The 22,956-nt window shown below is 69.3% G+C and carries 18 protein-coding genes; 6 read left to right on the plus strand and 12 right to left on the minus strand.

What is annotated here, in order from left to right:
* Positions 1-182 precede the first annotated feature (182 nt).
* Together E1181_RS28025 and E1181_RS28030 are read left to right on the plus strand one after the other, a co-directional pair.
* Positions 183-1,085, plus strand: coding sequence for an oxidoreductase (locus E1181_RS28025; RefSeq protein WP_165944768.1), 903 nt, complete (start codon positions 183-185; stop codon positions 1,083-1,085).
* Between the two features lie 141 nt (positions 1,086-1,226).
* On the plus strand, positions 1,227-3,335 hold the full coding sequence (locus E1181_RS28030; RefSeq protein WP_132679392.1) for a putative bifunctional diguanylate cyclase/phosphodiesterase: 2,109 nt from the start codon (positions 1,227-1,229) through the stop codon (positions 3,333-3,335).
* A gap of 65 nt (positions 3,336-3,400) precedes the next feature.
* On the opposite strand, the gene E1181_RS28035 is transcribed toward E1181_RS28030, so the two are convergent.
* The gene (locus E1181_RS28035; RefSeq protein ID WP_132679426.1) at positions 3,401-4,840 is read right to left on the minus strand and encodes an LVIVD repeat-containing protein; all 1,440 of its coding nucleotides are present in this window, start codon (positions 4,838-4,840) and stop codon (positions 3,401-3,403) included.
* 165 nt (positions 4,841-5,005) lie between these two features.
* Here E1181_RS28035 and E1181_RS28040 point away from each other — a divergent pair, with 165 nt between their 5' ends.
* Positions 5,006-5,623: a DUF305 domain-containing protein gene (locus E1181_RS28040; RefSeq protein WP_132679394.1), complete on the plus strand. Its 618-nt coding sequence runs from the start codon at positions 5,006-5,008 to the stop codon at positions 5,621-5,623.
* 18 nt (positions 5,624-5,641) lie between these two features.
* On the opposite strand, the gene E1181_RS28045 is transcribed toward E1181_RS28040, so the two are convergent.
* The 6 genes from E1181_RS28045 to E1181_RS28070 form a co-directional block, all read right to left on the minus strand.
* Complete coding sequence (locus E1181_RS28045) at positions 5,642-5,998, minus strand: GntR family transcriptional regulator (RefSeq protein ID WP_132679396.1); 357 nt, start codon at positions 5,996-5,998, stop codon at positions 5,642-5,644.
* Between the two features lie 156 nt (positions 5,999-6,154).
* Positions 6,155-8,230 carry an ATP-binding protein gene (locus E1181_RS28050; RefSeq protein WP_165944769.1) on the minus strand — a complete coding sequence of 692 codons (2,076 nt, stop codon included), beginning with the start codon at positions 8,228-8,230 and terminating at the stop codon, positions 6,155-6,157.
* A 193-nt stretch (positions 8,231-8,423) separates the two neighbouring features.
* Positions 8,424-9,422: a methylmalonyl Co-A mutase-associated GTPase MeaB gene (meaB, locus tag E1181_RS28055; RefSeq protein WP_132679400.1), complete on the minus strand. Its 999-nt coding sequence runs from the start codon at positions 9,420-9,422 to the stop codon at positions 8,424-8,426.
* Entirely contained in the window at positions 9,422-11,626 is a 2,205-nt protein-coding gene (scpA, locus tag E1181_RS28060) for a methylmalonyl-CoA mutase (protein ID WP_132679402.1), read from the minus strand. Before scpA ends, meaB begins: the two co-directional genes overlap by 1 nt.
* Complete coding sequence (gene mutA / locus E1181_RS28065; protein ID WP_132679404.1) at positions 11,623-13,491, minus strand: methylmalonyl-CoA mutase small subunit; 1,869 nt, start codon at positions 13,489-13,491, stop codon at positions 11,623-11,625. Before mutA ends, scpA begins: the two co-directional genes overlap by 4 nt.
* 325 nt (positions 13,492-13,816) lie before the next feature.
* Entirely contained in the window at positions 13,817-14,014 is a 198-nt protein-coding gene (locus E1181_RS28070; protein WP_132679406.1) for a hypothetical protein, read from the minus strand.
* A 153-nt stretch (positions 14,015-14,167) separates the two neighbouring features.
* Here E1181_RS28070 and E1181_RS28075 point away from each other — a divergent pair, with 153 nt between their 5' ends.
* From E1181_RS28075 to E1181_RS28085, 3 genes are all read left to right on the plus strand, one after another.
* A complete protein-coding gene (locus tag E1181_RS28075; RefSeq protein ID WP_132679408.1) occupies positions 14,168-16,687 on the plus strand; it encodes a DEAD/DEAH box helicase in 2,520 nt (839 codons plus the stop codon).
* A gap of 72 nt (positions 16,688-16,759) precedes the next feature.
* Positions 16,760-17,173, plus strand: a complete 414-nt coding sequence (locus tag E1181_RS28080) for a universal stress protein (protein ID WP_132679410.1) — start codon at positions 16,760-16,762, stop codon at positions 17,171-17,173.
* A gap of 140 nt (positions 17,174-17,313) precedes the next feature.
* Entirely contained in the window at positions 17,314-17,898 is a 585-nt protein-coding gene (locus tag E1181_RS28085) for a DUF1349 domain-containing protein (RefSeq protein WP_132679412.1), read from the plus strand.
* Positions 17,899-17,907: 9 nt separating this feature from the next.
* Here E1181_RS28085 and E1181_RS28090 read toward each other — a convergent pair whose 3' ends face one another.
* Genes E1181_RS28090 through E1181_RS28110 form a run of 5 tightly spaced genes read right to left on the minus strand, consistent with a single transcriptional unit; the run spans position 17,908 to position 22,716 of the window.
* Complete coding sequence (locus E1181_RS28090; RefSeq protein WP_132679414.1) at positions 17,908-18,243, minus strand: YnfA family protein; 336 nt, start codon at positions 18,241-18,243, stop codon at positions 17,908-17,910.
* A gap of 5 nt (positions 18,244-18,248) precedes the next feature.
* Complete coding sequence (locus tag E1181_RS28095; protein ID WP_132679416.1) at positions 18,249-18,956, minus strand: copper homeostasis protein CutC; 708 nt, start codon at positions 18,954-18,956, stop codon at positions 18,249-18,251.
* On the minus strand, positions 18,953-20,650 hold the full coding sequence (locus E1181_RS28100) for a formate--tetrahydrofolate ligase (protein WP_132679418.1): 1,698 nt from the start codon (positions 20,648-20,650) through the stop codon (positions 18,953-18,955). Before E1181_RS28100 ends, E1181_RS28095 begins: the two co-directional genes overlap by 4 nt.
* Positions 20,651-20,675: 25 nt before the next feature.
* Entirely contained in the window at positions 20,676-21,512 is an 837-nt protein-coding gene (locus tag E1181_RS28105) for a methylenetetrahydrofolate reductase (RefSeq protein WP_132679420.1), read from the minus strand.
* A 10-nt stretch (positions 21,513-21,522) separates the two neighbouring features.
* Positions 21,523-22,716, minus strand: coding sequence for a glycine cleavage T C-terminal barrel domain-containing protein (locus tag E1181_RS28110; protein WP_132679422.1), 1,194 nt, complete (start codon positions 22,714-22,716; stop codon positions 21,523-21,525).
* Between the last annotated feature and the right edge of the window lie 240 nt (positions 22,717-22,956).

Here is a 22,956-nt window from a genome sequence, read left to right on the forward strand (position 1 = left end):
GCGCGCCAACCGATACGCTTCCCACCGAGGTCTCCGGATAGATGTTGATCTTCTTCGTCGCTGATCCATCTACCGGAGACCTCACTATGTTCAACCACCGGGCCCCACGTTCCTAAACAGCTCCTAGGTGTGCGTAGGCACTATTTCTTGCCGCGCGGTCGGTTGTCCAGCAGCATCGCAGCGTGACGATTGCGAATGCTTTGGGTGGCGAGTTCGAGCTGGGCGGCGGCCTGGCGGTCAACCGCGTCGGGTTCGGCGCGATGCAGCTGGCGGGTCCGGGCGTGTTCGGCCCGCCGAAGGACCGGGACGCGGCGGTCGCGGTCCTGCGACGCGCCGTCGAGCTCGGCATCGACCACATCGACACCAGCGACTTCTACGGGCCGTGGGTGGTCAACGAGCTGATCGCCGAAGCCCTGCACCCCTACGCCGCGAACCTGGTGCTGGCGACCAAGATCGGCGCCTACCGCGACGACAAGGCGAACTGGCTCCCGCTGAACCACCCGGCCGCGCTGCGCTCCCAGGTGCACGACAACCTGCGCCGGCTGCGGGTCGACGCCCTCGACCTGGTCTACCTGCGCGACATGGGCCCGCAGGACGGCATCGCCTTCGCCGACCAGGTCGGTGCCCTGCACGAGCTCAAGCAGCAGGGCTTGATCCGCACCATCGGTCTGTCCAATGTGGAGGTGGATCACTTCGAGGAGGCGCGGGCGATCACCCCGATCGCCTCGGTGCAGAACCTCTACAACGCGGTCAACCGGACCTCCGCCGCCCTGCTGCGCGCCACCGCCGAGGCGGACGTGGCCTTCGTGCCGTTCTTCCCGCTGGGCTCCGGTTTCGCCGACAGCCGGGCGCGGCGTGACGACACCCTGAAGTCCATCGCGGGCAAGCACGGCGTCACCCAGGCGCAGGTGGCGCTGGCGTGGCTGCTGAACCGCTCCCGCAACGTCTTGCTGATCCCGGGCACCTCGTCGGTCGAGCACCTGGAGGAGAACGCCGCCGCCGGTGCGCTGACCCTCGACGAGACCGACGTGGCGCAGATCGACGCGCTGGTCGCCGACGGCGAGACGCTGGAGGAGGCGCACTGATCAACCTCGGGTTGATCGATTTTGATCCGACGGCCTTCACGCCCTGGTCATGCTCGCCCGGTATCCTGTCCGGGTGCGCACCACCGGGTGCGCGCGCAGATCGATTTCGCTTCGCCAGGTTGACGCTGACGGACGGGTGAGATGAGCGAGGGAGATCCGGTCGGACCACCGCCGGAGTCCGAGTGGCGGGCCGATGTCGCGCGCCGCTGGACCGCCGAACTCCGCGCCACCTCCTACCTCCCCTTCGCCCCCGAAGAGGTCGAGGCCTCCCTCGCGGAACTGCTGGACATGGTCGTGCTCGCGCTGGGCGACAGCTCCCGGGCCGTCGAGACCGGTCGTGCCGTGGGTGCCCGGCTCGTCGAAATCCGCGCCACCGGCGAGGAAAGCCTCTCGGTGACCCTGAGGGTTCTTCAGGACGCGCTGCTCTCGGACACCACGAAGGTCGACGCGCTGCTGTCGGTGCTCACCGAGATCGCCGCCGGGTACGCCGCGGCCGACCGGGAGAGCACCTTCGCCCAGCAGGAGACGCTGAACAAGGCCCTGCTGACCTCCAAGCTCGAGACCGATCGCGAGCTCAAGGCCAGCGAAGCGCGCTTCAGCGAGGTGTTCACCTCCACCCCGATCGGCGTCGCGATCAGCGACCTCGAAGGCCGGTTCGTGCAGGTCAACCCGGCTTTCGAGCAGGTGCTCGGGTATCAGGCCGACGACCTGGTGCCGATGACCATCGATCGGCTCTTCCACCCCGACGACGCCGAGTACCTCCGCGCCTCCTACCGCGAGCTGATCGACGGCGCGAACTCCAAGCGGATCAGCGACCGCAAGCGCCTGGTGCGCGCCGACGGTCAGGCCGCGTGGTGCTACCTGGGCGTCTCCGTGCTGCGCGGGGCCGACGGGGCGCCGAGCGGTGTGGTCACCATGGTCGAGGACATCACCGAGCTGCACCTGCTGCAGGACCGCTTCCAGCACCAGGCGCTGCACGACGCGCTGACCGGTCTGCCCAACCGCGGTTTCTTCCACACCCGCCTGGAAGCGGCGCTGGTCAACCTGCCCCGCGACGCCAGGCTCTCGCTCTACCAGCTGGCGCTGGACGGCTTCGAGCTGATCAACGACGGGCTCGGCTACCCGGTCGGCGACCAGCTGATCAGGACCGTCGCGCGCAGGCTGGAGAACCTCGTCGAGGACGAGGAGGCGCTCGTCGCCCGCTTCGGAGGCACCGAGTTCGCGCTGCTGGTCTGGGAGCAGGCCGAGACGCCGACGGTCCCGGTGATGACCCAGCTGATCAACGAGATGCTCGCCGAACCCGTCTACGTCGCCGGACGCGGCATCGCGGCCTCCGCCAGCATCGGCGTGGTGCAACGGGTCGTGGAGGACGCCGACGCGGCGAACATGCTGTGGGCGGCGGACGTCGCGCTGCGGCGCGCGGAAGCCGCGGGCAAGCGGCAGTGGGCGCTGTTCGACCCCGACCTGGCCCCGGAGGAGCGCGAGGAGAGCCAGCTCGCGGCGATCATGCCCGGCGGGCTGGAGATGGGCGAGTTCGACGTCGTCTACCGCCCGCAGGTGATGATCTCCGGCGGCGAGCTCTGCACCTTGGAAGCCGAGTTCCGCTGGGACACAGGTGATTTCGGCGTCATCGAGCACGCCGACTGCCTGCGCCTGGCCGAGCGCTCCGGGGTGACGCTGTCGATGCGCGACTGGATGCTGCAGACCGCCTGGCAGCACCTCGAGGAGTGGCACGAGGCCGGCCACCAGGTGCGGTTGTCGGTGTCGCTGAGCCCCGATCAAGGCCGCGACCCCGACCTGGCGGCCGTCGTGCACCGGGTGCTCGACGCATCGGAGCTCGATCCGTGCTGGCTGCGGCTGTGCATGCCGATCGCCGCGATCAGCGAGAACGAGGAGGCGCGGGACAACCTGCGGCACCTGAACTCGCGCGGTGTCAAGGCATCGCTGCACGACTTCACCGGCTCGCCCGGTGAACTCCGGCTGCTGCGCGAGCTGCCGGTGGACTCGGTGCGGCTGTCCCGCGACCTCATCCGCCTGGTGCACGAGGCCGAGCGCCCGGACGTGCCCGAGATCCAGGCCCTCCGCTCCCTGATCCCGCTGATGAACGGCGTGTGGTTGTGCGTCGACGACGTCAAGACGCAGGAGCAGCTCGCCCTCTGGCGCGAGATCGGCTGCTCCGTCGCCGCGGGCCCGCACCTCGGAGAACCCCTCCTGTCCTTCGACGTCCCGGACAGCCTCATCCGCACCTGAGCGGACCGCGAACGACGAAGGCCCCCACCTCGCGCTTCCTGCGGTGGGGGCCTTCGCGTCGAGGATCAGTTCTGGTAGACGGGCTGGGTCTGGGGGTTGAACTCCTCGTAGCGGACCTTCTTGGCGGAGTCGGTCCGCTCGTCCCGCAGGTCGAGGACGTCCAGGCCCTCCTGGATGCCGCTGGAGTAGATGTGGCCGTTGTAGTAGTACGCCGACCACGAACCCGCCAGCTGCAGTTCGTTCGGGTTGAACGCCGACCGGTCGAAGTAGGCGATCTCCTGCGGCTTGGTGGAGTCGGTGAAGTCGAACACCGAGATGCCGCCCTGGTACCACGCCTGGACCATGAAGTCGCCGCCCGCGACCGGGATCAGCGATCCGTTGTGCGCCACGCAGTTCTCGGTGTCGGCCTGGTGGCGCGGGATCTTGTAGTAGCTCTTGAACGCCAGCTTCGAGTCGGCGCCGGAGCCGGTGATGTCGTAGATCCCGTTGGCGCCGCGCGTCGGGCCGGTGGCCTCGTTGCAGGTCGCGGCACCGCCACCGCCGAGCTCGTCGGTGAAGATGACCTTGGTGCCCTCGTTGTTGAACGTGGCGCTGTGCCAGAACGCGAAGTTCGTGTCGTCGCGGACCTGGTTGATCACGCGCGGGTTCTCCCGGTCGGAGATGTCGAACAGCACGCCGTCACCCATGCACGCGCCCGCCGCGAGGTCCTTGGACGGGAACGCGGTGATGTCGTGGCAACCGGTGGTGGCGCTGATGCCGTCCGGGGCACCCGGGTTGCCGCCGTCCGGGAACAGCACCGGGGCGTTGATCAGCTCGGGAGCGGCCGGGTTGGCCAGCGGCACCTTGATGATGGAGATCTTGTCGTGCGGCGGCTGGCAGTTCGGGAACTCCGCTTTCGGACCGTAGGACGAGACGTAGAGGTACACCGCTTCGCCGGCCTTGTCCGGCACGAGCGTGTGGGTGTGCGAACCGCAGTCGGTCGCGATCGCCGAGACGTAGCGCGGCTTGGCCGGGTCGCTGACGTCGAAGACCTTCATGCCCTCCCAGCCGTTGGGATCGGCGGAGTCGGTCTCCTCGCTGGTGCAGGTGTTGTTGCTGCGCGGGTAGTCCGTCGAGACGAACAGCAGGTTGCCCGAGATGGACATGTCGCCCTGCCCGCCGGGGCACTGCACCTGCGTGATGATGCGCGGCTTCTTCGGGTTCGCGATGTCGTAGACGACGAAACCGTCGTAGTTGCCGACGTAGGCGATGTTCTGCTTGAACGCGATGTCGGTGCCGTAGGCGTCCAAGGTGTTGAAGGGCGCCTGCTTGGGCAGGTTCGCCACGTGATCGATGTTCTCGCTCTTGTCGATCTCGGATTTCGGTGCCGGGACCTGCTGAGCGGAGTACTGCTCGGGACCGTCGCTCGGCGGTGTCGCGGCCGTCGCAGGTGCGAGCGACAAGCCCAGCACCAGCGCTCCGATGGCCGCGCCCAGCGCGCGCCTCCGGCCGGTGGACTGAGGGATCAAGACCGATCAACCCCCTGGTTCGACGAAGTCGCCGCCGCCACCCCTGGGCAGCCGTCGACAGCGGTTTCGGACAACCGCATCTGCCCAGTATCGTGTTGCCAGATTCTTGTCGGAATAGGCTTTTTCGGCGGTTTTTTCCCGGTTTTCCCAGAAGGGGCAACGATGTTGCGGATGTCGCTAGGCGGAATTCTGCTGGCAGCGGGCGTGCTGGCGGGGTGCGCGGCGGAGCCGCCCGCGCCGTCCGGCCCGCCGGTCGTGCTGCCCGGCGCCCCGGGAGATCAGCCGCAGGTCGTGGCCAGCGCGGCTCCGGATCGCGGCGGCGCGAGCCAGACCGAGGTCGACTACCTGCGCAACATGATCGCCCACCACCAGCAGGCGGTGGAGATGACCGCGCTGACCGGCGAGCGCGCGCAGAACCCGAAGCTGCGGGCCCTGTCGGACCGCATCAGCGGCGCGCAGGGACCGGAGATCGGGATGATGCAGGGCTGGCTCAACACCCACGGCGCCGAGCACGCCGGGCATCACGGGCACGACCACGCGACGATGCCGGGCATGGCCACGCCGGAGCAGCTGGCCCAGCTGGCGGCGTCGCGCGGCGCCGACTACGACCGGATGTTCCTGCGCTTGATGATCGCCCACCACGAGGGCGCGGTGACGATGGCGACGCAGCTGCTGTCCACCGGCCGCGACGAGCAGGTCCACGAGATGGCCCAGGACGTCCTGGTCACCCAGCAGGACGAGATCGCGACGATGCGAGGCCTGCAGGCCGAGGTCGGCTAGGCGGTCGCCGGGAGCCTCCTAGGCCTTCAGCGCGGCCTGCACGATCGCGAGCGCCTCGGTCTTCGGGATGCCCAGCGCTTGGGTGATCTGCGCGTAGGTCGCCGCGGCCTCGGCGGCCCGGGCGGCAGCCTGGTCACCCGCATCGCTGACGAAAGTGCCTGCTCTGCCGCGTGTTTCGATCAGGCCGGCGTGCTCCAGCTCGCGGTAGGCCTTCGCAGCGGTGTTCGCCGCGATCCCCAGCTCGGCAGCGAGTCCGCGCACGGTGGGCAGCTTCGCGCCGACCACCAGCTCTCCGCTGGTGATCTGCTCGGCGATCTCCGAACGCACCTGCTCGAAGGGCGGCACATCGGACTCGGGATCCACGTTGATCCGCATCTACACCTCCTCGACGACCCGGTCAGTATCCGTCCGCACCCACCCCGCTGAGCGGACGGGGGAGCTCCCTTCGGGTGACGAGTCTGACGGGCCTTCTCAGAAGCGTCGTGATCAGCTGTTCCACGTGCGAGCGGGCCCCTGCCCGGTCCCGAGCGGTCAGGCGGAGAGGGAGTGCGGCACGCCGAGGTCGTCGTAGAGCTCGGCGGCGATCCGGCGGTGCTCTCGGGCTCGATCGGCCTGCCCGTTCCGGTCGAACAGGTCGGCCAGGCGCTCGTGGGAGAGAGCTGCGCCGTAGGCGAACTCGACCTCGTGGTGGATCTCCAGCGCCTGCTCGATCCTCTCGACGGCCTCATCGGTCCGGCCCATCTCGCCGAGCACCATGCCGATGTGGCTCAAGCAGGTGCCCTCGTTGCGCCGGTCGCCCTGCGACCGGCGGATCTCGATCGCCCGCTCCAGGTGCATCAACGCCTCGTCGAACTGATCGATGTGGCACTCGGTCAACGCGAGCGCGCTGAGCGCGGTGGCCTCGCCCCACTCGTCGCCGAGGGCGACGTGCATCGCCTGAGCGGTCTCCAACGCCTCGTCGGCCTCGGTGTGCCGGCCCAACTGGTGGTACACAGCGCCGAGATCCCGCAGCGCCCAGGCCTGCGCCCACTCGGGGCCGAACCGCTGCCACAGCTGCACCGCGCGCTCAAGGTCCGACAGCGACGACTCGTAGTCGCCGCACGTGCGGTGGGCGATGGCCACGCTGGTCAGCAGCCAAGCCTCGGCGAGGTGATCACCGCGGGCCCGTGCCGCGGTGAGCCCGATCCGGTGGGTCTCCAGCCAGTCGGTCACCCTGCGCCGGGTCAGCAGGAACGCGAACAGCTCAACCGGCAGCTGCACCGCGAAAACCCGCTCGTCCCGGGCCGAAGCCAGCCGGATGGCGGCGAGCAGGTTCTGGCGCTCGTCGTCGTACCAGTGCAAAGCCGTTGCCCGGTCGGTGAATTCTGGTACGTCGCCGATGGGTTCCGGGTGGTCGAGCTCGATGCGCGTGAATTCCGGCGCCACCTTCCACGACGCGCTGATCATCGCGTGCAGGTACCAGGAGAGCAAGCGGCGTACCGCCGCATCGCGTTCGTCGGCGGTTGCGTCGGCCTCAGCGCATTCGGCGGCGAAGGTGCTGATCAGGTCGTGGAACCGGAAGCGTCGCGGCTGGTGTTCGTCGAGAAGGTGGGCGCCGACGAGGGTCTCCAGCAAGCGCCTGGTCCTGGTGGAGGTGAGCCCCGCCAGCGCCGCCGCGGCCGGCACCGAGATGTCCGGGCTCTCGGGGAGGCTGAGCAAGCGGAACAACGTGGCGGCCTCGGGTGGCAGAGCTCGGTAGGAGGAGGCGAACACCGCGCGGATCGAGCCGAACTCGTCCTCCGTGGAGAACGCGTCGAGCCGTTCTTCGGCCACCTCGGCCACGAGCTCGGAGATGCGCAGGTGCGGGCTGGACACCAGGCGTTCTCCGGCGATGCGCAGTGCCAGCGGCAGGTAGCCGCATCGTCGGGCGAGCTCGGAGGCGGCTTCGGGTTCGGCGTCGATGCGGTCCGCGCCAACGGTGCTGCGCAGCAGTTCGGCCGCGTGCTCCGGTGGAAGCACGTCCAGCGCCATCTGAATCGCTCCTTCGCGAGTGAGCAGGCTCGGCAGGCGGTTGCGACTGGTGACCAGCACGAGGCAGGTGGGTGAGTCCGGAAGCAGCGGGCGCACCTGCTCCGCGGTGGCCGCGTTGTCGAGCAGGATCAGCATACGGCGGCCGTGCAGCAACGACCGGTACATCGCCGCTTTCGCGTCCGTGTCCGTGGGCACGCGGTCCCCGGGAACGCCGAGTGCGCACAGGATGCTCTCCAGCGAGTCGTCCGGCGGCACTCGGCGCGTGTCGTGGTAGCCGTGCAGGTCCACGTAGAGATCGCCGTCCGGGAATCGCTCCCGGACCCGGTGTGCCCAGTACGTGGCCAGGGAAGTCTTCCCCACCCCGCCGGAACCGACGACCAGCGAGGTCGGGGTGGATCCGTCGGCCGGTTCGTCCAGCAAGGAGTTCAAGCCGGCGAGGATGGTTTCGCGGTTGGTGAAGTGCTTGATCGATGTCGGAAGCTGATGCGGGACAGGGGCGTCGAACCCGTTGTGGTGGAAGTGCACACCGCCGCTGATGCTGGTGGCCTGAACTACGTTCTTCGCGGTACCGGAGAAGCCCTGGGGCTCGTTGCTCACTTCTGCCTCCCAGCAGAGCAGCGAACGCCCGCCGCGCGTGGCGTGCGCGGACAGCGTCGTGGAGCGAGGGTTCGAGGCTCTGTGGAACAGCAACGTTCCAGAAACGCGGAAGATCGTCAATGTTCGAACGTTGGTCGAAACGGGTGCGTTGCGGAGAACCGGGAAGGGTGCGCGATGGGTGAAACCGACTGCGTCAGAGGGTGTTCTCGCTGCTCCGGAAGGCTGAGAGGAGGGTTTGGGCTGCTTGGGCCGGGGGGAGTTTGCCTTCGGCGACCTGGGATTCGATGGTGGGGAGGATCGACTGGACCTCGGGGTCGTGGGTGAGGTCGCTGATGAGCTGGTCTCGGACCATCGACCAGGTCCACTCGATCTGCTGGCTGCTGCGCTTGGCCGCCAGTTCGCCGGATTCCGACAGCGTCTCGCGGTGCTGGCGGATCTGCTCCCAGAGGGTGTCCAGGCCCAGCGACTGCAGGCCGCTGCAGGTCAGGACCGGGGGAGTCCAGGAGGCGCTGACCGGGGTGAGCAGTCGCAGGGCGCTGCGGAGCTCGCGGGCTGCCTTCTTGGCCTCCCTCTCGTGCTCGCCGTCGGCCTTGTTGACGGCGATGATGTCGGCGAGCTCCAGCACGCCCTTCTTGATGCCTTGCAGCTGGTCACCGGTGCGGGCCAGCGACAGCAGCAGGAAGCAGTCGACCATCCCGGCCACCGTCACCTCGGACTGCCCGACGCCGACGGTCTCCACCAGCACCACGTCGTAGCCTGCGGCTTCCATCAGCAGGATCGTCTCGCGCGTGGCGCGGGCGACGCCGCCGAGCGTGCCCGCCGACGGCGAGGGCCGCACGAACGCCGAGGGGTCCGAGGCGAGCCGGCCCATGCGGGTCTTGTCGCCGAGGATGCTGCCGCCGCTGCGCGTCGACGACGGGTCGACGGCCAGCACCGCGACCCGGTGCCCCTGCTCGGTGAGCATCGAGCCGAGCGCCTCGATGAACGTCGACTTGCCCACGCCGGGCACACCGGTGATGCCGATGCGGTGCGCGCCGCCGGTGTGCGGGAGCAGCTCGGTGAGCAGCTCCTGGGTCAGCGCGCGGTGGTCGGCGCGGGTGGACTCCACCAGGGTGATGGCCTGCGCGAGCTTGGTGCGCGAGCCGTCGAGGACGCCCCGGGCGTAGTCGTGAATGTCGATCTTGCGCGGCATCAGTGTTCGAGGCGGGTTCGGAGTTCGTCGAGGAGTCCGGAGGCGGCGTCGGCGATGACGGTGCCGGGCGGGAAGATCGCCGAGGCTCCGGCTTGCCGGAGGGCGTCGAAGTCGGCGGGCGGGATGACGCCGCCGACGACGATCATGATGTCCTCGCGGCCGATGGCGGCCAGTTCCTCGCGCAGCGCGGGCACCAGGGTGAGGTGTCCGGCGGCGAGGCTGGAGACCCCGACGATGTGCACGTCGGCTTCGGCGGCCTGGCGCGCGACCTCGGTGGGGGTCTGGAACAGCGGGCCCACGTCGACGTCGAAGCCGAGGTCGGCGAAGGCGGTGGCGATGACCTTCTGGCCGCGGTCGTGGCCGTCCTGGCCCATCTTCGCGACGAGGATGCGCGGTCGGCGGCCTTCGGCCTCGGCGAAGTCCTCGACCTGCTGGCGGGCCGATTCGAGCTGCTCGGACGGGCCGGATTCCTCCCGGTACACGCCGGAGATCGTACGGATCTGGCCGGAGTGGCGTCCGAAGACCTTCTCCAGCGCGTCGGAGATCTCCCCGACGGTGGCCTTGGCGCGGGCGGCGTCGACGGCCAGCGCGAGGAGGTTGTGGGCGAGGTCGTTGGGCCGGTCGTCCGACAGCGAGGCCTCGGCGGCCGCGGTCAGCTTGCGCAGGGCGTCCTCGCAGGCCGCGGTGTCGCGCTCTTCCCGCAACCGGCGGAGCTTGTCCAGCTGCTGGTTGCGGACGTCGGCGTTGTCGACCTTGAGGACCTCGATCTGCTCATCGCCGTCGTAGCGGTACTTGTTGACGCCGATGAGCGGCTGACGGCCGGAGTCGATGCGCGCCTGGGTGCGGGCGGCGGCTTCCTCGATGCGCAGCTTCGGGATGCCGGCGTCGATGGCCTGGGCCATGCCGCCTGCGTCCTCGACCTCGGTGATGTGGGCCCAGGCGCGTTCGGCGAGGTCCTGGGTGAGCTTCTCGAGGTAGTAGCTGCCGCCCCAGGGGTCGATGACCCGGGTGGTGCCGGATTCCTGCTGCAGCACCAGCTGGGTGTTGCGGGCGATGCGCGCGGAGAAGTCCGTCGGCAGCGCCAGGGCTTCGTCGAGGGCGTTGGTGTGCAGGGACTGGGTGTGGCCCTGGGTGGCGGCCATGGCTTCGACGCAGGTGCGGGCGACGTTGTTGTAGACGTCCTGGGCGGTCAGCGACCAGCCGGAGGTCTGCGAGTGGGTGCGCAGCGACAGCGATTTGGGGTTGGTCGGCTCGAACTGCTTGACGAGCTTCGACCAGAGCAGCCGTGCGGCGCGGAGTTTCGCGACCTCCATCGCGAAGTTCATGCCGATGCCCCAGAAGAACGACAGCCGGGGCGCGAAGGAGTCGATGTCCAACCCGGCCTGCTTGCCCGCGCGGAGGTATTCGACTCCGTCCGCGAGGGTGTAGGCGAGTTCGAGGTCGGCGGTCGCTCCGGCTTCCTGGATGTGGTAGCCGGAGATGGAGATGGAGTTGAACTTCGGCATCTTCTGGCTGGTGTAGGCGAAGATGTCGGAGATGATCCGCATCGAGGGCTGCGGCGGGTAGATGTAGGTGTTGCGGACCATGAACTCCTTGAGGATGTCGTTCTGAATGGTCCCGGCGAGTTGTTCGGGTGCGACGCCCTGCTCTTCGGCGGCGACGATGAACAGCGCCATGATGGGCAGCACCGCGCCGTTCATGGTCATCGACACGCTCATCTTGTCCAGCGGGATGCCGTCGAAGAGCTGCCGCATGTCCAGGATCGAGTCGATCGCCACACCGGCCATGCCGACGTCACCGCCGACGCGGGGGTGGTCGGAGTCGTAGCCGCGGTGGGTGGCCAGGTCGAAGGCGACCGACAGGCCCTTCTGCCCGGCGGCGAGGTTGCGGCGGTAGAAGGCGTTGGAGGCCTCGGCGGTGGAGAAGCCCGCGTACTGGCGCACGGTCCAGGGCTGGTTGACGTACATCGTCGGGTACGGCCCGCGCAGGAACGGCGCCAGACCCGGGTAGGTCGACAGGAAGTCCAGACCGTCCACATCGGACTCTGTGTAGAGCGGCTTGACGTCGATGCCCTCCGGGGCCTCCCACGCCAGCGCGTCGGACTCCTTGCCGGTGGCCGCCAGGACCTCCGAGCGCCAGCGGTCCTCGTCCGCGCCGGACGGGGCGTCCAGCGGGACGTCGGCGAAGTTCGGGATCTGCGTCATCGTCGGACTCCCAACTCGGCGTGCACGGCGTCGAGGACGGTCAGCGCGTCGCAACCGGCGTGGACGTAGCCGTCGACGCCGTCGACGTCGCTCGGTCTCCCGGCCAGCAGGACGGTTTTCGCGCCGGCCTGCCGAAGCGCCTGCGCGGTCTCGGCGGCGCGCTCGGCGTAGATCTTGTCGCTGGAGCACAGGCACACCACCGGGGCGCCCGAGTAGGCGGCCAGCACCGCGTCGGTCGTGTCCGTCGCACCTGCTTCGGTGGATTCCAGACCGCCCGCGGCGAACAGGTTGCGGGCGAACGAGGCCCGCGCGTTGTGCGCCGCCAGCGACCCCAGCGTGGCGAGGAAGACCGCCGGGCGCTCACCGGTGTCGGCCAGCTGCGCGTCGGCGGCGTCGCGCAGCGCCTCGAAGTCCTCCGCGTAGCGGTGCACCGGCAAGCCGCCGCCGGGCTGCTCCGGCGCGGGGCTGCGCTCCAACGGCGCCTCGTGCAGGTTCGGGAACTCGGTCACCCCGGTGATGGCGTCGCTGCGACGCGCGATCGCCTCGCGGCGGTTCTGCCAGGTGTCCTCGATCTCCTCGGCCACCAGCCCGGACCGCAGGGCCTCCGGCATGCCGCCGACGGCCTCGATGCGCTGGAACCACGACCACGCCTTGCGGGCGAGCTCGTCGGTCAGCGATTCGACGTACCAGGAGCCGCCTGCGGGGTCGATGACCTGCGCGAGGTGGGACTCCTCCAGCAGCAGCGCCTGGGTGTTGCGGGCGATGCGGCGGGCGAAGTCATCCGGCAGGCCGATGGCGGCGTCGAAGGGCAGCGTGGTGACCGACTGGGACCCGCCGACCCCGGCGGCGAAGGTCGCGATCGTGCCGCGCAGCATGTTCACCCACGGGTCGCGGCGAGTCAGCATCGCCTGCGAGGTCACCGCGTGCTGGGTCTGCGCCCGGGCGGGCTCGCTGACCCCGGAGGAGCGGGTCACCTGCTCCCACAGGCGGCGGGCGGCGCGCAGCTTGGCGATGGTCAGGAACTGGTCCGCGGTGGCGGCGTAGCGGAACTCCAGCTGACCGGCGGCGGTGTCGACGTCGAGTCCGGCCTCGGTCAGCCACCGCAGGTAGGTCACCCCGGCGGCCAGCGAGCAGCCGAGCTCCTCGGCGTCGGAACCGCCCGCGTCGTGGAACGGCAGCGCATCCACCGTCAGAGACGTGAGCTGCGGGAACTCGGCCGCGCAGCGCCGGGCGAGCTCGACGGCGGCGTCGCGGTCACCGGCCTGGCCGGTGCGCGCCTGCACGGCCAGCGGGTCGGCGCCGAGGTTGCCGCGCAGCTCACCGGACGGCACGCCCTGCTCGACGGCAAGCGCCAGGTAGGCGTTCGCGGCGGCGGCGAAATCCGCGCCCGCGTCCAGCGTCACGCCGATCATGTCCAGGTGCACGCCGTTCAGCGCGTCAGCCAGGTCGTCGACCGCGATCCCGGACGCACCCAGGCGCAGCCACAGGGAGGAGACGCCGTTGTAGAGGTCGGCCAGGACCTCGCGGTTGGTCTCCGCGGCATCGGGGTGCTCGTGGCGCTGGCGCACGTCCCAGCCCTCGGCGACGCCGCCCTGCGGCCGGCTGCCGCGCACGAACGGCGCCAAGCCCGGAAGTCCCGGATCGGCGGGCGCGGAGGTGTAGAGCGGGCGCACCCGGATGCCGTCGTGGGTCGTCGAGTTCAGCACGTCCTCGACCGGACCGGCAGGCGGCTCATCACCGACCAGACCGGATCGTTCCAGCACCTTGTGGACCTGGGCTTGCCACTGCTCGCGGGTCGGCTCCGGGAACTCCGCAGCCAGCGGGAGCTCCGGCCGGCCGCCGCTCGTCGTCGAGTGCGCCACCATACGGAGGATGGTAAGCCGCTAATTCGGATGTGAAACCGATCAAATCTGTGACGCGTGTCTCTGAATGGTAAACGGTGTTCACTTCTGCTGGTGACGGGACCGCAGGCAACTACTCAGTGGTCTTCTTGCTCAGCGGTGCGGGAAGCGGAACCTCAGACGCCTTCTGGCTCCGGGATCCGAGACTGATGTATGTCCAATACACGGCGCTACGGCTGTTCTCCCCAGAAGACGTCTGAGAACCCGCGGCGGTGCGAGTTGCTCAGGTGGGGCACGGAGAAACCGACTTCGTCGCTTGCCTGACGGAGGCCTCATTCGTCCTGCGCAGCTACGGCTGGGTGCCGCAGAGGTGGTAGACCCAGCCGTGCTCCGGGGTGTAGTGGAGTTCGTACTGGGTTTCGATCTTGGGGCCGTCGTGCAGGTGGATGTGCTTGAGCAGGCGGCCTGCGACTGCTTCGTGGTCGCGCAGGTCCTGGACTCTGCCGTCCAGCGGCCCGCCGACGAAGCGCACGTTGCGGGTCGACATGGCGCCTCTCCTCTCGCCCGACATCGAGGCCATCCCCCATGGTCGCTGATCACCGGGGTCTTCCACCAGCAACGACACCGGGCCGGAGGAAGGGTCGTGCCTGGCCACCCCGGGTGACCAGCGCTGGGGGTGGCCAGGGACGATGGGGGGACGATGAAGCTCACCGACCAGCTCCCAGCGCTCACCGCCGGCGATCCCGATCCCGATGCCCAGTTCGAGGCGTTCGTCGAATGGACGATCTCACTGGGCATCGAGCTCTACCCGGCGCAGGAAGAAGCGCTGATGGAGGTCGTGACCGGCGCGAACGTGATCCTGTCGACCCCCACCGGGTCGGGTAAGAGCATGGTGGCCACCGGCGCGCACTTCGCGGCCCTGGCCACCGGCAAGCGCAGCTTCTACACCGCGCCGATCAAGGCGCTGGTCTCGGAGAAGTTCTTCAGCCTCGTCGACGTCTTCGGCGCGGAGAACGTCGGCATGATGACCGGCGACTCCAGCGTCAACGCCGACGCGCCCATCATCTGCTGCACCGCGGAGATCCTGGCCAACATCGCGTTGCGCGACGGCGCGGACGCCGACGTCGACCAGGTCGTGATGGACGAGTTCCACTTCTACGCCGAACCCGATCGCGGCTGGGCCTGGCAGGTGCCGCTGCTGGAGCTGCCGCGCGCCCAGTTCGTGCTCATGTCGGCCACGCTCGGCGACGTCAGCTCCTTCGAGGAGGACCTGACCCGCCGCACCGGCCGCACCACGGCGGTGGTCACCTCCGCCGAGCGGCCCATCCCGCTGAACTTCCGCTACGCCAAGACCCCGCTGCACGAGACCATCGAGGAACTCCTCGCAGGTCAGCAGGCCCCGATCTACGTCGTCTACTTCAACCAGGCCTCCGCGCTGGAGCAGGCGCAGGCGCTGATGAGCGTCAAGGTCGCCTCCCGCGAGCAGCGCGACGCCATCGCCGAGGCGATCGGCGACTTCCGGTTCACCGCGGGCTTCGGCAAGACGCTGTCGCGGCTGGTCAGGCACGGCATCGGCGTGCACCACGCCGGGATGCTGCCCAAGTACCGGCGGCTGGTGGAGCAGCTCGCGCAGGCCGGGCTGCTCAAGGTCATCTGCGGCACCGACACGCTCGGCGTGGGAATCAACGTGCCGATCCGCACCGTGCTCATCACCGGGCTGACCAAGTACGACGGGATCCGCACCCGACACCTCAAGGCGCGCGAGTTCCACCAGATCGCCGGTCGCGCCGGTCGTGCCGGTCGTGCCGGTTACGACACCGCCGGCTTCGTCGTGGTGCAGGCGCCGGAGCACGAGATCGAGAACGAGCGAGCGCTGGCCAAGGCCGGGGACGACCCGAAGAAGAAGCGCAAGCTGGTGCGCAAGAAGGCTCCCGAGGGCTTCGTGTCGTGGAGCGAGAAGACCTTCGAGAAGCTGGTGGAGGCCGAGCCGGAGCCGCTGCGCTCCAGCTTCAACGTCAGCCACTCCATGCTGCTCAACGTCATCAACCGGCCGGGGGACGCCTTCTCGGCGATGCGCCACCTGCTGGAGGACAACCACGAGGACCGGCCGACCCAGCGCAGGCACATCCTGCGGGCCATCGCGATCTACCGGGCGCTGCTGGCCGCCGACGTCGTCGAGCAGCTCGACACCCCCGACGACCAGGGCCGCAGGGTCCGGGTGACGGTGGACCTGCAGTTCGACTTCGCGCTCAACCAGCCGTTGTCGCCGTTCGCGCTGGCCGCCATCGAACTGCTCGGCACCGAGTCGCCGACCTACGCGCTGGACGTGCTCAGCGTCATCGAGTCCACGTTGGACGATCCGCGACAGGTGTTGTCGCAGCAGCAGTTCAAGGCCCGCGGTGAGGCCGTCGCGCAGATGAAGGCCGACGGCATCGAGTACGACGAGCGCATGGAGCTGCTGGAGGAGATCACCCACCCCAAGCCGCTCGAAGAGCTCCTCGAAGCCGCTTACGAGACCTACAGCAAGGGGCACCCGTGGGTCGGTGAGCACGAGCTGTCGCCGAAGTCCGTCGCGCGCGACATGTACGAGCGGGCGATGAACTTCGTCGAGTTCGTCAACCACTACGGGCTCGCCCGCTCCGAAGGGCTCGTGCTGCGCTACCTCGCCGACGTCTACAAGGCGCTGCGGCACACGGTGCCCGACGACGCCAAGACCGAGGAGCTCACCGACATCATCGAGTGGCTCGGCGAGCTGGTCCGCCAGGTCGACTCCAGCCTCCTCGACGAGTGGGAGAAGCTGCGCCACCCCGGCGAGGATCCCGCCGAGGCCGCACCGGTCGAGCCCGAGCGCGTCACCCGCAACCTGCGCGCCTTCCGCGTGCAGGTGCGCAACGCGCTGTTCCGCCGCGTCGAACTCGCCGCGCTGCGCCGCTACGAGGCGCTCGGCGAACTCGACGCGGACGAGGGCTGGGACGCCGACGCGTGGGCGGACGCGCTGGAGGACTACTTCGACGAGCACGACGAGATCGGCATCGGTCCGGACGCGCGCGGCCCGCGGATGATCATGATCACCGAGGAGTCCGAGCGTTGGCTGGTGCGGCAGATCTTCGCCGACCCGGCCGAGGACCACGACTGGGGCATCAGCGCCGAAGTCGACCTCGCGGCCTCCGACGAAGCCGGGAGCGCGGTCGTCCGCATCACCGACGTCGGCGAGCTCTGACGCGCTGCGGGTCTGCCGCAACCGCCCTACGATCTCGGGCGAGATCACGGCAACTCGTGGAGGGGTTTCGTCATGCCGCAGACCGTCGTCGTGGGAGTGGACGGATCTCAGGAATCGGTGCGCGCGCTGCGCTGGGCCGCAGACCACGTGCGGCAGGTGGGCGGAATCGTGCACGCGGTCACGGTCTGGCACCAGCCCGTCCAGTTCGGCTACCGCTTCCCGTCGACCGACGCGGAACTGGAGAAGCAGGGCAAGCAGGCCCTGGATTCGGCCATGGCCCAGGTCAAGCCGGACTTCCCGAGCCTCGACATCCAGGCGAAGCTGATCCGGGGCCAGGTCATCGACGAGTTCGTCAAGCTGTCCCGCCAGGCCGACCTGCTGGTGGTCGGCAACAAGGGGCACGGCGCGTTCACCGGGATGCTCGTCGGCTCGGTCGCGATGAAGATCGTGCACCACGCGGTCTGCCCGGTCACCGTGGTCCGCTGACCCGACTCCGGGTGGTCATCTGATCACGAGACGTGCTCACTTCCGCCCCCGGGAGCCCGGTATCCTCCGTTGCCTGACGGTGCGTCGGGGGGATTGCGGACCGCCACGGCGGTTGCCTGGACCGAACGGAGCGGTGGGCAATGCAGCGAGCCGAAGATCTCACGCTGTTCGAGCTCAACGGGTGGCAGTGGCTCAACGAACCGGCGAACTGGTTGAGCTACGCCGGGCTGACGGTCACCAGCGACACCGACACGGACTTCTGGCAGACCACGCACTACGGCTTCAACCGCGACACCGGGCACGCACTGCTGCAACCCGTCGGCGCCCAGTTCCGGATGCGCACCAGGTTCTTCGGCGACTACCGCGAGCAGCACGACCAGGCCGGGCTGATGCTGCGCATCGACGAGCGGAACTGGATCAAAGCGGGCATCGAGTACGTCGACGGCGAGCAGTACCTGTCGGCGGTGGTCACCCGCGAGCACTCCGACTGGAGCCTGCTGCCGCTGTCGGTGGCCCACGGCGAGGTCGAGTCGGTGACCGTCGAGATCGAGCGCTTCGAGGACGCCGTCCACGTCCGCTGCGCCGCCGAGGACGGTGAACCCGTGAACATCCTCCGCATGGCCTACTTCCCGCCGGACGTCCCGGCCCAGGCCGGCCCCATGTGCGCCTCCCCGGACGGCGCGGGCTTCCCGGTCAGGTTCGCAGACCTCACCTTGGCGGAGTGAGCGGCAGGCTCACACCGGGCGCGGGGCGTACATGATCACGGCGACGCCGATGAGGCAGATCAGCGCCCCGATGACGTCCCAGCGGTCCGGGCGGAAGCCGTCGAGCAGGACGCCCCACAGCAGCGATCCGGCGACGAAGACACCGCCGTAGGCGGCCAGGATGCGGCCGAAGTTCGCGTCCGGTTGCAGCGTGGCGACGAACCCGTAGATCCCGAGAGCGACGACGCCCGCGCCCATCCACAGCAGCCCCTTGTGCTCCCGCACGCCCTGCCACACCAGCCACGCCCCGCCGATCTCGGCGACGGCGGCCAGCACGAACAGCACCACGGACCGGACGATTCCCATGCCGGTCACGCTAGCGAGTCGCGACGGGCCGCGGCGATCAGGTCGCGCGTCTCGGCCTCGTCGAGGACGTGGTGGGAGCCGAAGTCGACCTGGCCGCCGGGGGAGGGGACCTGTCGGCGGGGTGCCGCGTGGATCTCGTCGATGCCGGTGGCTTCGGCGATGCGGCGGGCGTTGTGCGAGCGGATCCCGCCGCAGGCGGTGAGTGTGACGCCCGCTCGCGCCATGCGCCGCAGCACCGGGACGCCGTCCTCGGCGCGTGCCGCGCCGCCCGAGGTGAGAATGCGCCGGATGCCCAGGTCAGCCGCGGTGTGGGCGGCCTCGACCGGGTCCGGGCAGACGTCGACGGCCCGGTGCAGGGCGACCGGGACGCCGCCGGCTTCGGCGATGAGCTCGCCGAGCACGGCGGCGTCGAGCCGTCCGTCCTCCCCGAGCGCCCCGACGACGACACCGGCCGCTCCCGCGGACGCGGCGTGCCGGACGTCGGCGCGCATCGCGGCGACCTCGGTGGGCGAGTACGCGAACCCGCCCTCCCGAGGTCGGATCAGCACGTGCACCGCACTGCGGTGGCACCGGTCGAGCACCGCCGACAGCAGACCGGGCCCGGGCGTGAGCCCGCCCAGCGCCCCGGCCGAGCACAGCTCGATCCGGTCGGCCCCGAGGCGGTCCGCGGCCACCGCACCGTCCGCGCTGTCGGTGCTGATCTCGACCTTCACATCAGTCCGGTGATGTTGCCGTCGGCGTCGAGGTCGATCGACTCGGCCTGCGGGTGCGAGCCGAGGCCCGGCATGGTGCGCATGTCCCCGCAGATCGGGTAGACGAATCCCGCGCCGACCGAGGCGCGGACCTCGCGGACCGGCAGGGTCCAGCCCGTAGGCGCGCCGAGCAGCGTCGGGTCGGAGCTCAGCGAGAGGTGCGTCTTGGCGATGCAGACCGGCAGGTCGCCGTAGCCGTTGGCCTCGTAGCTGTCGATCGACTTGGCCGCGGCCGGTGCGTAGCTGACGCCGTCGGCGCCGTAGACCTTCGTCGCGATGGTCTCGATCTTGGTGCGCAGATCGGCCTCGTCGGGGTAGAGGACCTGGAAACCGGCCGGTTCCTCGCAGGCCGCGACGACGGCTTCGGCGAGCTCGGTGCCGCCCTTGCCGCCCTCGGTGAAGTGGTTGCTGACCGCCACGTGCGCGCCCTCGGCCTCGGCGACCTGCCGGATCGCCTCGTGCTCGCTGGTGAAGTCGCTCGGGAAGGCGTTGATCGCCACCACCGGGGAGACGCCGTGCAACCGGATGTTGTCGATCTGCTTGCGCAGGTTGTCGGCACCGGCGAGCACGTCGTCGGGGTTCTCCTCCAGCATCTCCGGCGGCAACGGCTTGCCCGCCACCACCTTGTAGCGCCCGGAGTGCGCCTTGAGCGCGCGGACCGTCGCCACCAGCACGGCGGCGTCCGGTTGCAGCCCGGAGGTGCGGCACTTGATGTTGAAGAACCGCTCGGCGCCCATGTCCGCGCCGAAACCCGCCTCGGTGATGAGGTAGTCCGTGCAGCGGCTGCCCACCAGGTCGGCGACGATCGAGGAGTTGCCGTGCGCGATGTTGCCGAACGGCCCGGCGTGCACCAGCACCGGCGTGTTCTCGGTGGTCTGCATGAGGTTCGGCTTGAGCGCGTCGCGCATGATCACGGCCATCGCGCCCGCGGCCTTGAGCTGCTCGGCGGTGACCGGCTCGCCGTCGGGCTTGTAGCCGACGACGATGCGGCCGAGGCGCTGCCGCAGGTCCGCCAGCGACGTCGACAGCGCCAGCACCGCCATCACCTCGCTGGCCGCGGTGATGTCGAAACCGGTCTGGCGCGGTCCGCCGTCCTGCCTGCCGCCGAGGCCGGAGATGATGTTGCGCAGGTCGCGGTCGTTGACGTCGAGCACCCGGCGCCAGGTGATCCGGTGCGGGTCGATGCCCAGCGCGTTGCCCTTGTGCAGGTGGTTGTCGACCATCGCCGACAGCAGGTTGTGGGCCGCGGTGACCGCGTGCATGTCGCCCGTGAGGTGCAGGTTCAGCGCCTCCATCGGGACGACCTGGCTGTACCCGCCGCCTGCCGCGCCGCCCTTGATACCGAAGGTCGGGCCCATCGAGGGCTGCCGGACTGCGACCGTGGAGCGCTTGCCGATGTGGTTGAGCGCCTGCCCGAGCCCGACCGTCGTGGTCGTCTTGCCCTCGCCCAGCGGTGTGGGGGTGATGGCCGAGACCACGACGTAGCGGGCGCGTGGCCGGTCGGAGAGCTCGTCGATGGCGTCGAGCGAGATCTTCGCGACGTTGCGCCCGTAGGGCTCCAACAGGTGTTCCCCGATGCCGAGCTGTGCTGCGATGTCGTCCATCGGGCGCAGCTCTGTCGCACGGGAGATGTCCAAATCGGACGGGATGGTCATGCCAGGACCTCCTGCGAGGTGTCGGTTACGCCGGTCGGTCCGCGTAGCCGGACAGCCGGGCCGCCAGATCGTCGCGCCACTGCACCGTCTTGGTGACCTCGTTGAAGGTGAACAGGTGCCAGCCCGCGATCGGCGAATCCGGGTCGCCCAGCTGCGGGGACAGCTCGTCGAGCAGCTCCTCCGGCGTGTAGCGTGCCAACATCTTCGAGACCGCGCCGTACTGCTTTCGCAGGAACCGCGTCGACTCACCCAACCCGATCTTCAGCGCGATGCGCAACAGCCGATGGGCGTCCACCACCCCGGGGACACCCACGTACACGGGTGCCTCCACCCCGCGCTTCCGCAGGTCAAAGGCCCAATCGATGATCGTCCCGGGATCGAACGTGATTTGCGAGACCACGTAGTCGGCGTAGTGAGATTTGTCCGACATGGCCCGAACGGCGGAGTCGTCTGGTATGAACGCGTGCCGTTCGGGGTAACCGGCGATGCCGATGCGCGCCGGCAGCCGCCCCATCCGCTCCATCGCGCGCAGCAGCGCGAGGGAATCGGTGAACTCGCCCAGCGGTTTCGCGGCGTCCCCGGCGATCACGAACACCTCGCTCACCCCGGCGGCGTCCAGCCGGTCCAGCACGCCCGTCAGGTGCGCGTGATCGCGGATCGAGCGCGCGGCCAGGTGCGGCACCGCGCGCAGGCCCATCGCGGCCAGCCGCTCGGTGCAGTCGATGGTCGGTCCGATGCCTCTGGCCGGCGAGGCCGTCACGGTCACCGTGCTGCCGGGATCGAGCGCCTCCACCCGGGCGTTGCCCACCGGCAGCACCTCGTAGCGCATGCGGTCGAGGGACCGCCGCAGTTCAGATGTCATCTCGCCCCCTTCACGCGCTCCGCGCCAGGCGCTTGGGGATGTCCTTGGTCGGGTCCAGGAACGGCTTCTCGGACACGACCGCCTGCTGCGGGCCGTGCTGGGTGTGCACGACGAGCTCGGTGCCCGGCTCCTGGTAGGCGATCGGGACCATCGCGTAGCCGATGTTGCCCTCGATGCGCGGGGAGTGGGCGGCGGAGGTGACCTCGCCGATCCGCAGCCCGTGCGGGTCGTGCACCTCGAAGACGTCGATCATCGCGCCGTCGTTGAACGAGCCCACGCTCGGACCGTCGATGCGCACGCCGACGAGCTTGCGGCTCACGCCGTCCTGCTTGATGCGGCGCAACGCGTCCTTGCCGATGAAGTCAGCCTCCTGGTCGAGGTCGACCATCCAGGTCTTCTCGAAGCCGTAGCCGACCTCGAAGGGGTTGGTGTCGGCGGTGATGTCGCAGCCCCACGACAGGATCCCGGCCTCGATCCGCCGGATGTGGCAGGGGCCGATCACGGTGAGGTCGTGCGGCTCGCCGGCCTCCCAGATCGCATCCCACAGCCGCACGCCGTCGCGGGAGGCGTCGTGCAGGTAGATCTCGTAGCCCAGCTCCGCGGTGTAGCCGGTGCGCGAGACCACCACTCGCATCCCAGCAAGCTCTCGTTCCACCGCGTAGTAATAGGGAATATCCAAAATGGACTTGCCGAACAGCTCCGCCATCACCGCGCCGGACTTCGGGCCCTGGACCTGCACCGGGCCGACGTCGGGTTCGCGGATGTCGACGTCCATGCCCAGCCCGTGGGCCAGGGCCTTGGCCCACATCAGCACGTCGCTGTCGGCCAGCGAGAGCCAGAAGTGGTTCTCGCCCAGGCGCAGCAGCACCGGGTCGTTGAGGATGCCGCCGTCGGTGCCGGTGACGAACACGTACTTGCACTGCCCGACCTTGCACTTGGTGAGGTCGCGGGGCACGAGCATGTTGGTGAACTCGAACGCGTCCGGTCCGGTGATCTCGACCTGTCGCTCCACGCCGACGTCCCACAGCGTCACGCCTTCCAGCAGCGCCCAGTACTCGGCGACCGGATCTCCGTAGTGCCTCGGGTGGTAGGTGTGGTTGTAGACGCTGTACATCGCCACCCCGTGACGCCGCGAGGCGTAGAAGAACGGCGATTTCCGGATCCGCGGGTACAGCAGTACCCCGGGGTTCGAGTTGATGCTCATGATGCTCGCTCCAAGTCTCGGTCACGCGATTTCAGTGGAACTCCGGTTCCCGATTTCAGTGGAACTCGGGACTCGGGTTTCAGCGGAAGTTGGGGTTCCGGGTTTCAGTGGAAGTTGGGTCTCGGGTTTCAGTGGAAATCCGGGTTCTGATTTCCACTGAAATCGGGTGGGTGGTCGCCGGAGGGATGGGTTTTCGTTGGGGGACGGTTGGTTCGGGACGGGTCGGGTGTGGGGGTCAGC

The sequence above is a fragment of the Saccharopolyspora terrae genome (assembly GCF_004348435.1).
Taxonomy (GTDB): Bacteria; Actinomycetota; Actinomycetes; order Mycobacteriales; family Pseudonocardiaceae; genus Saccharopolyspora; species Saccharopolyspora endophytica.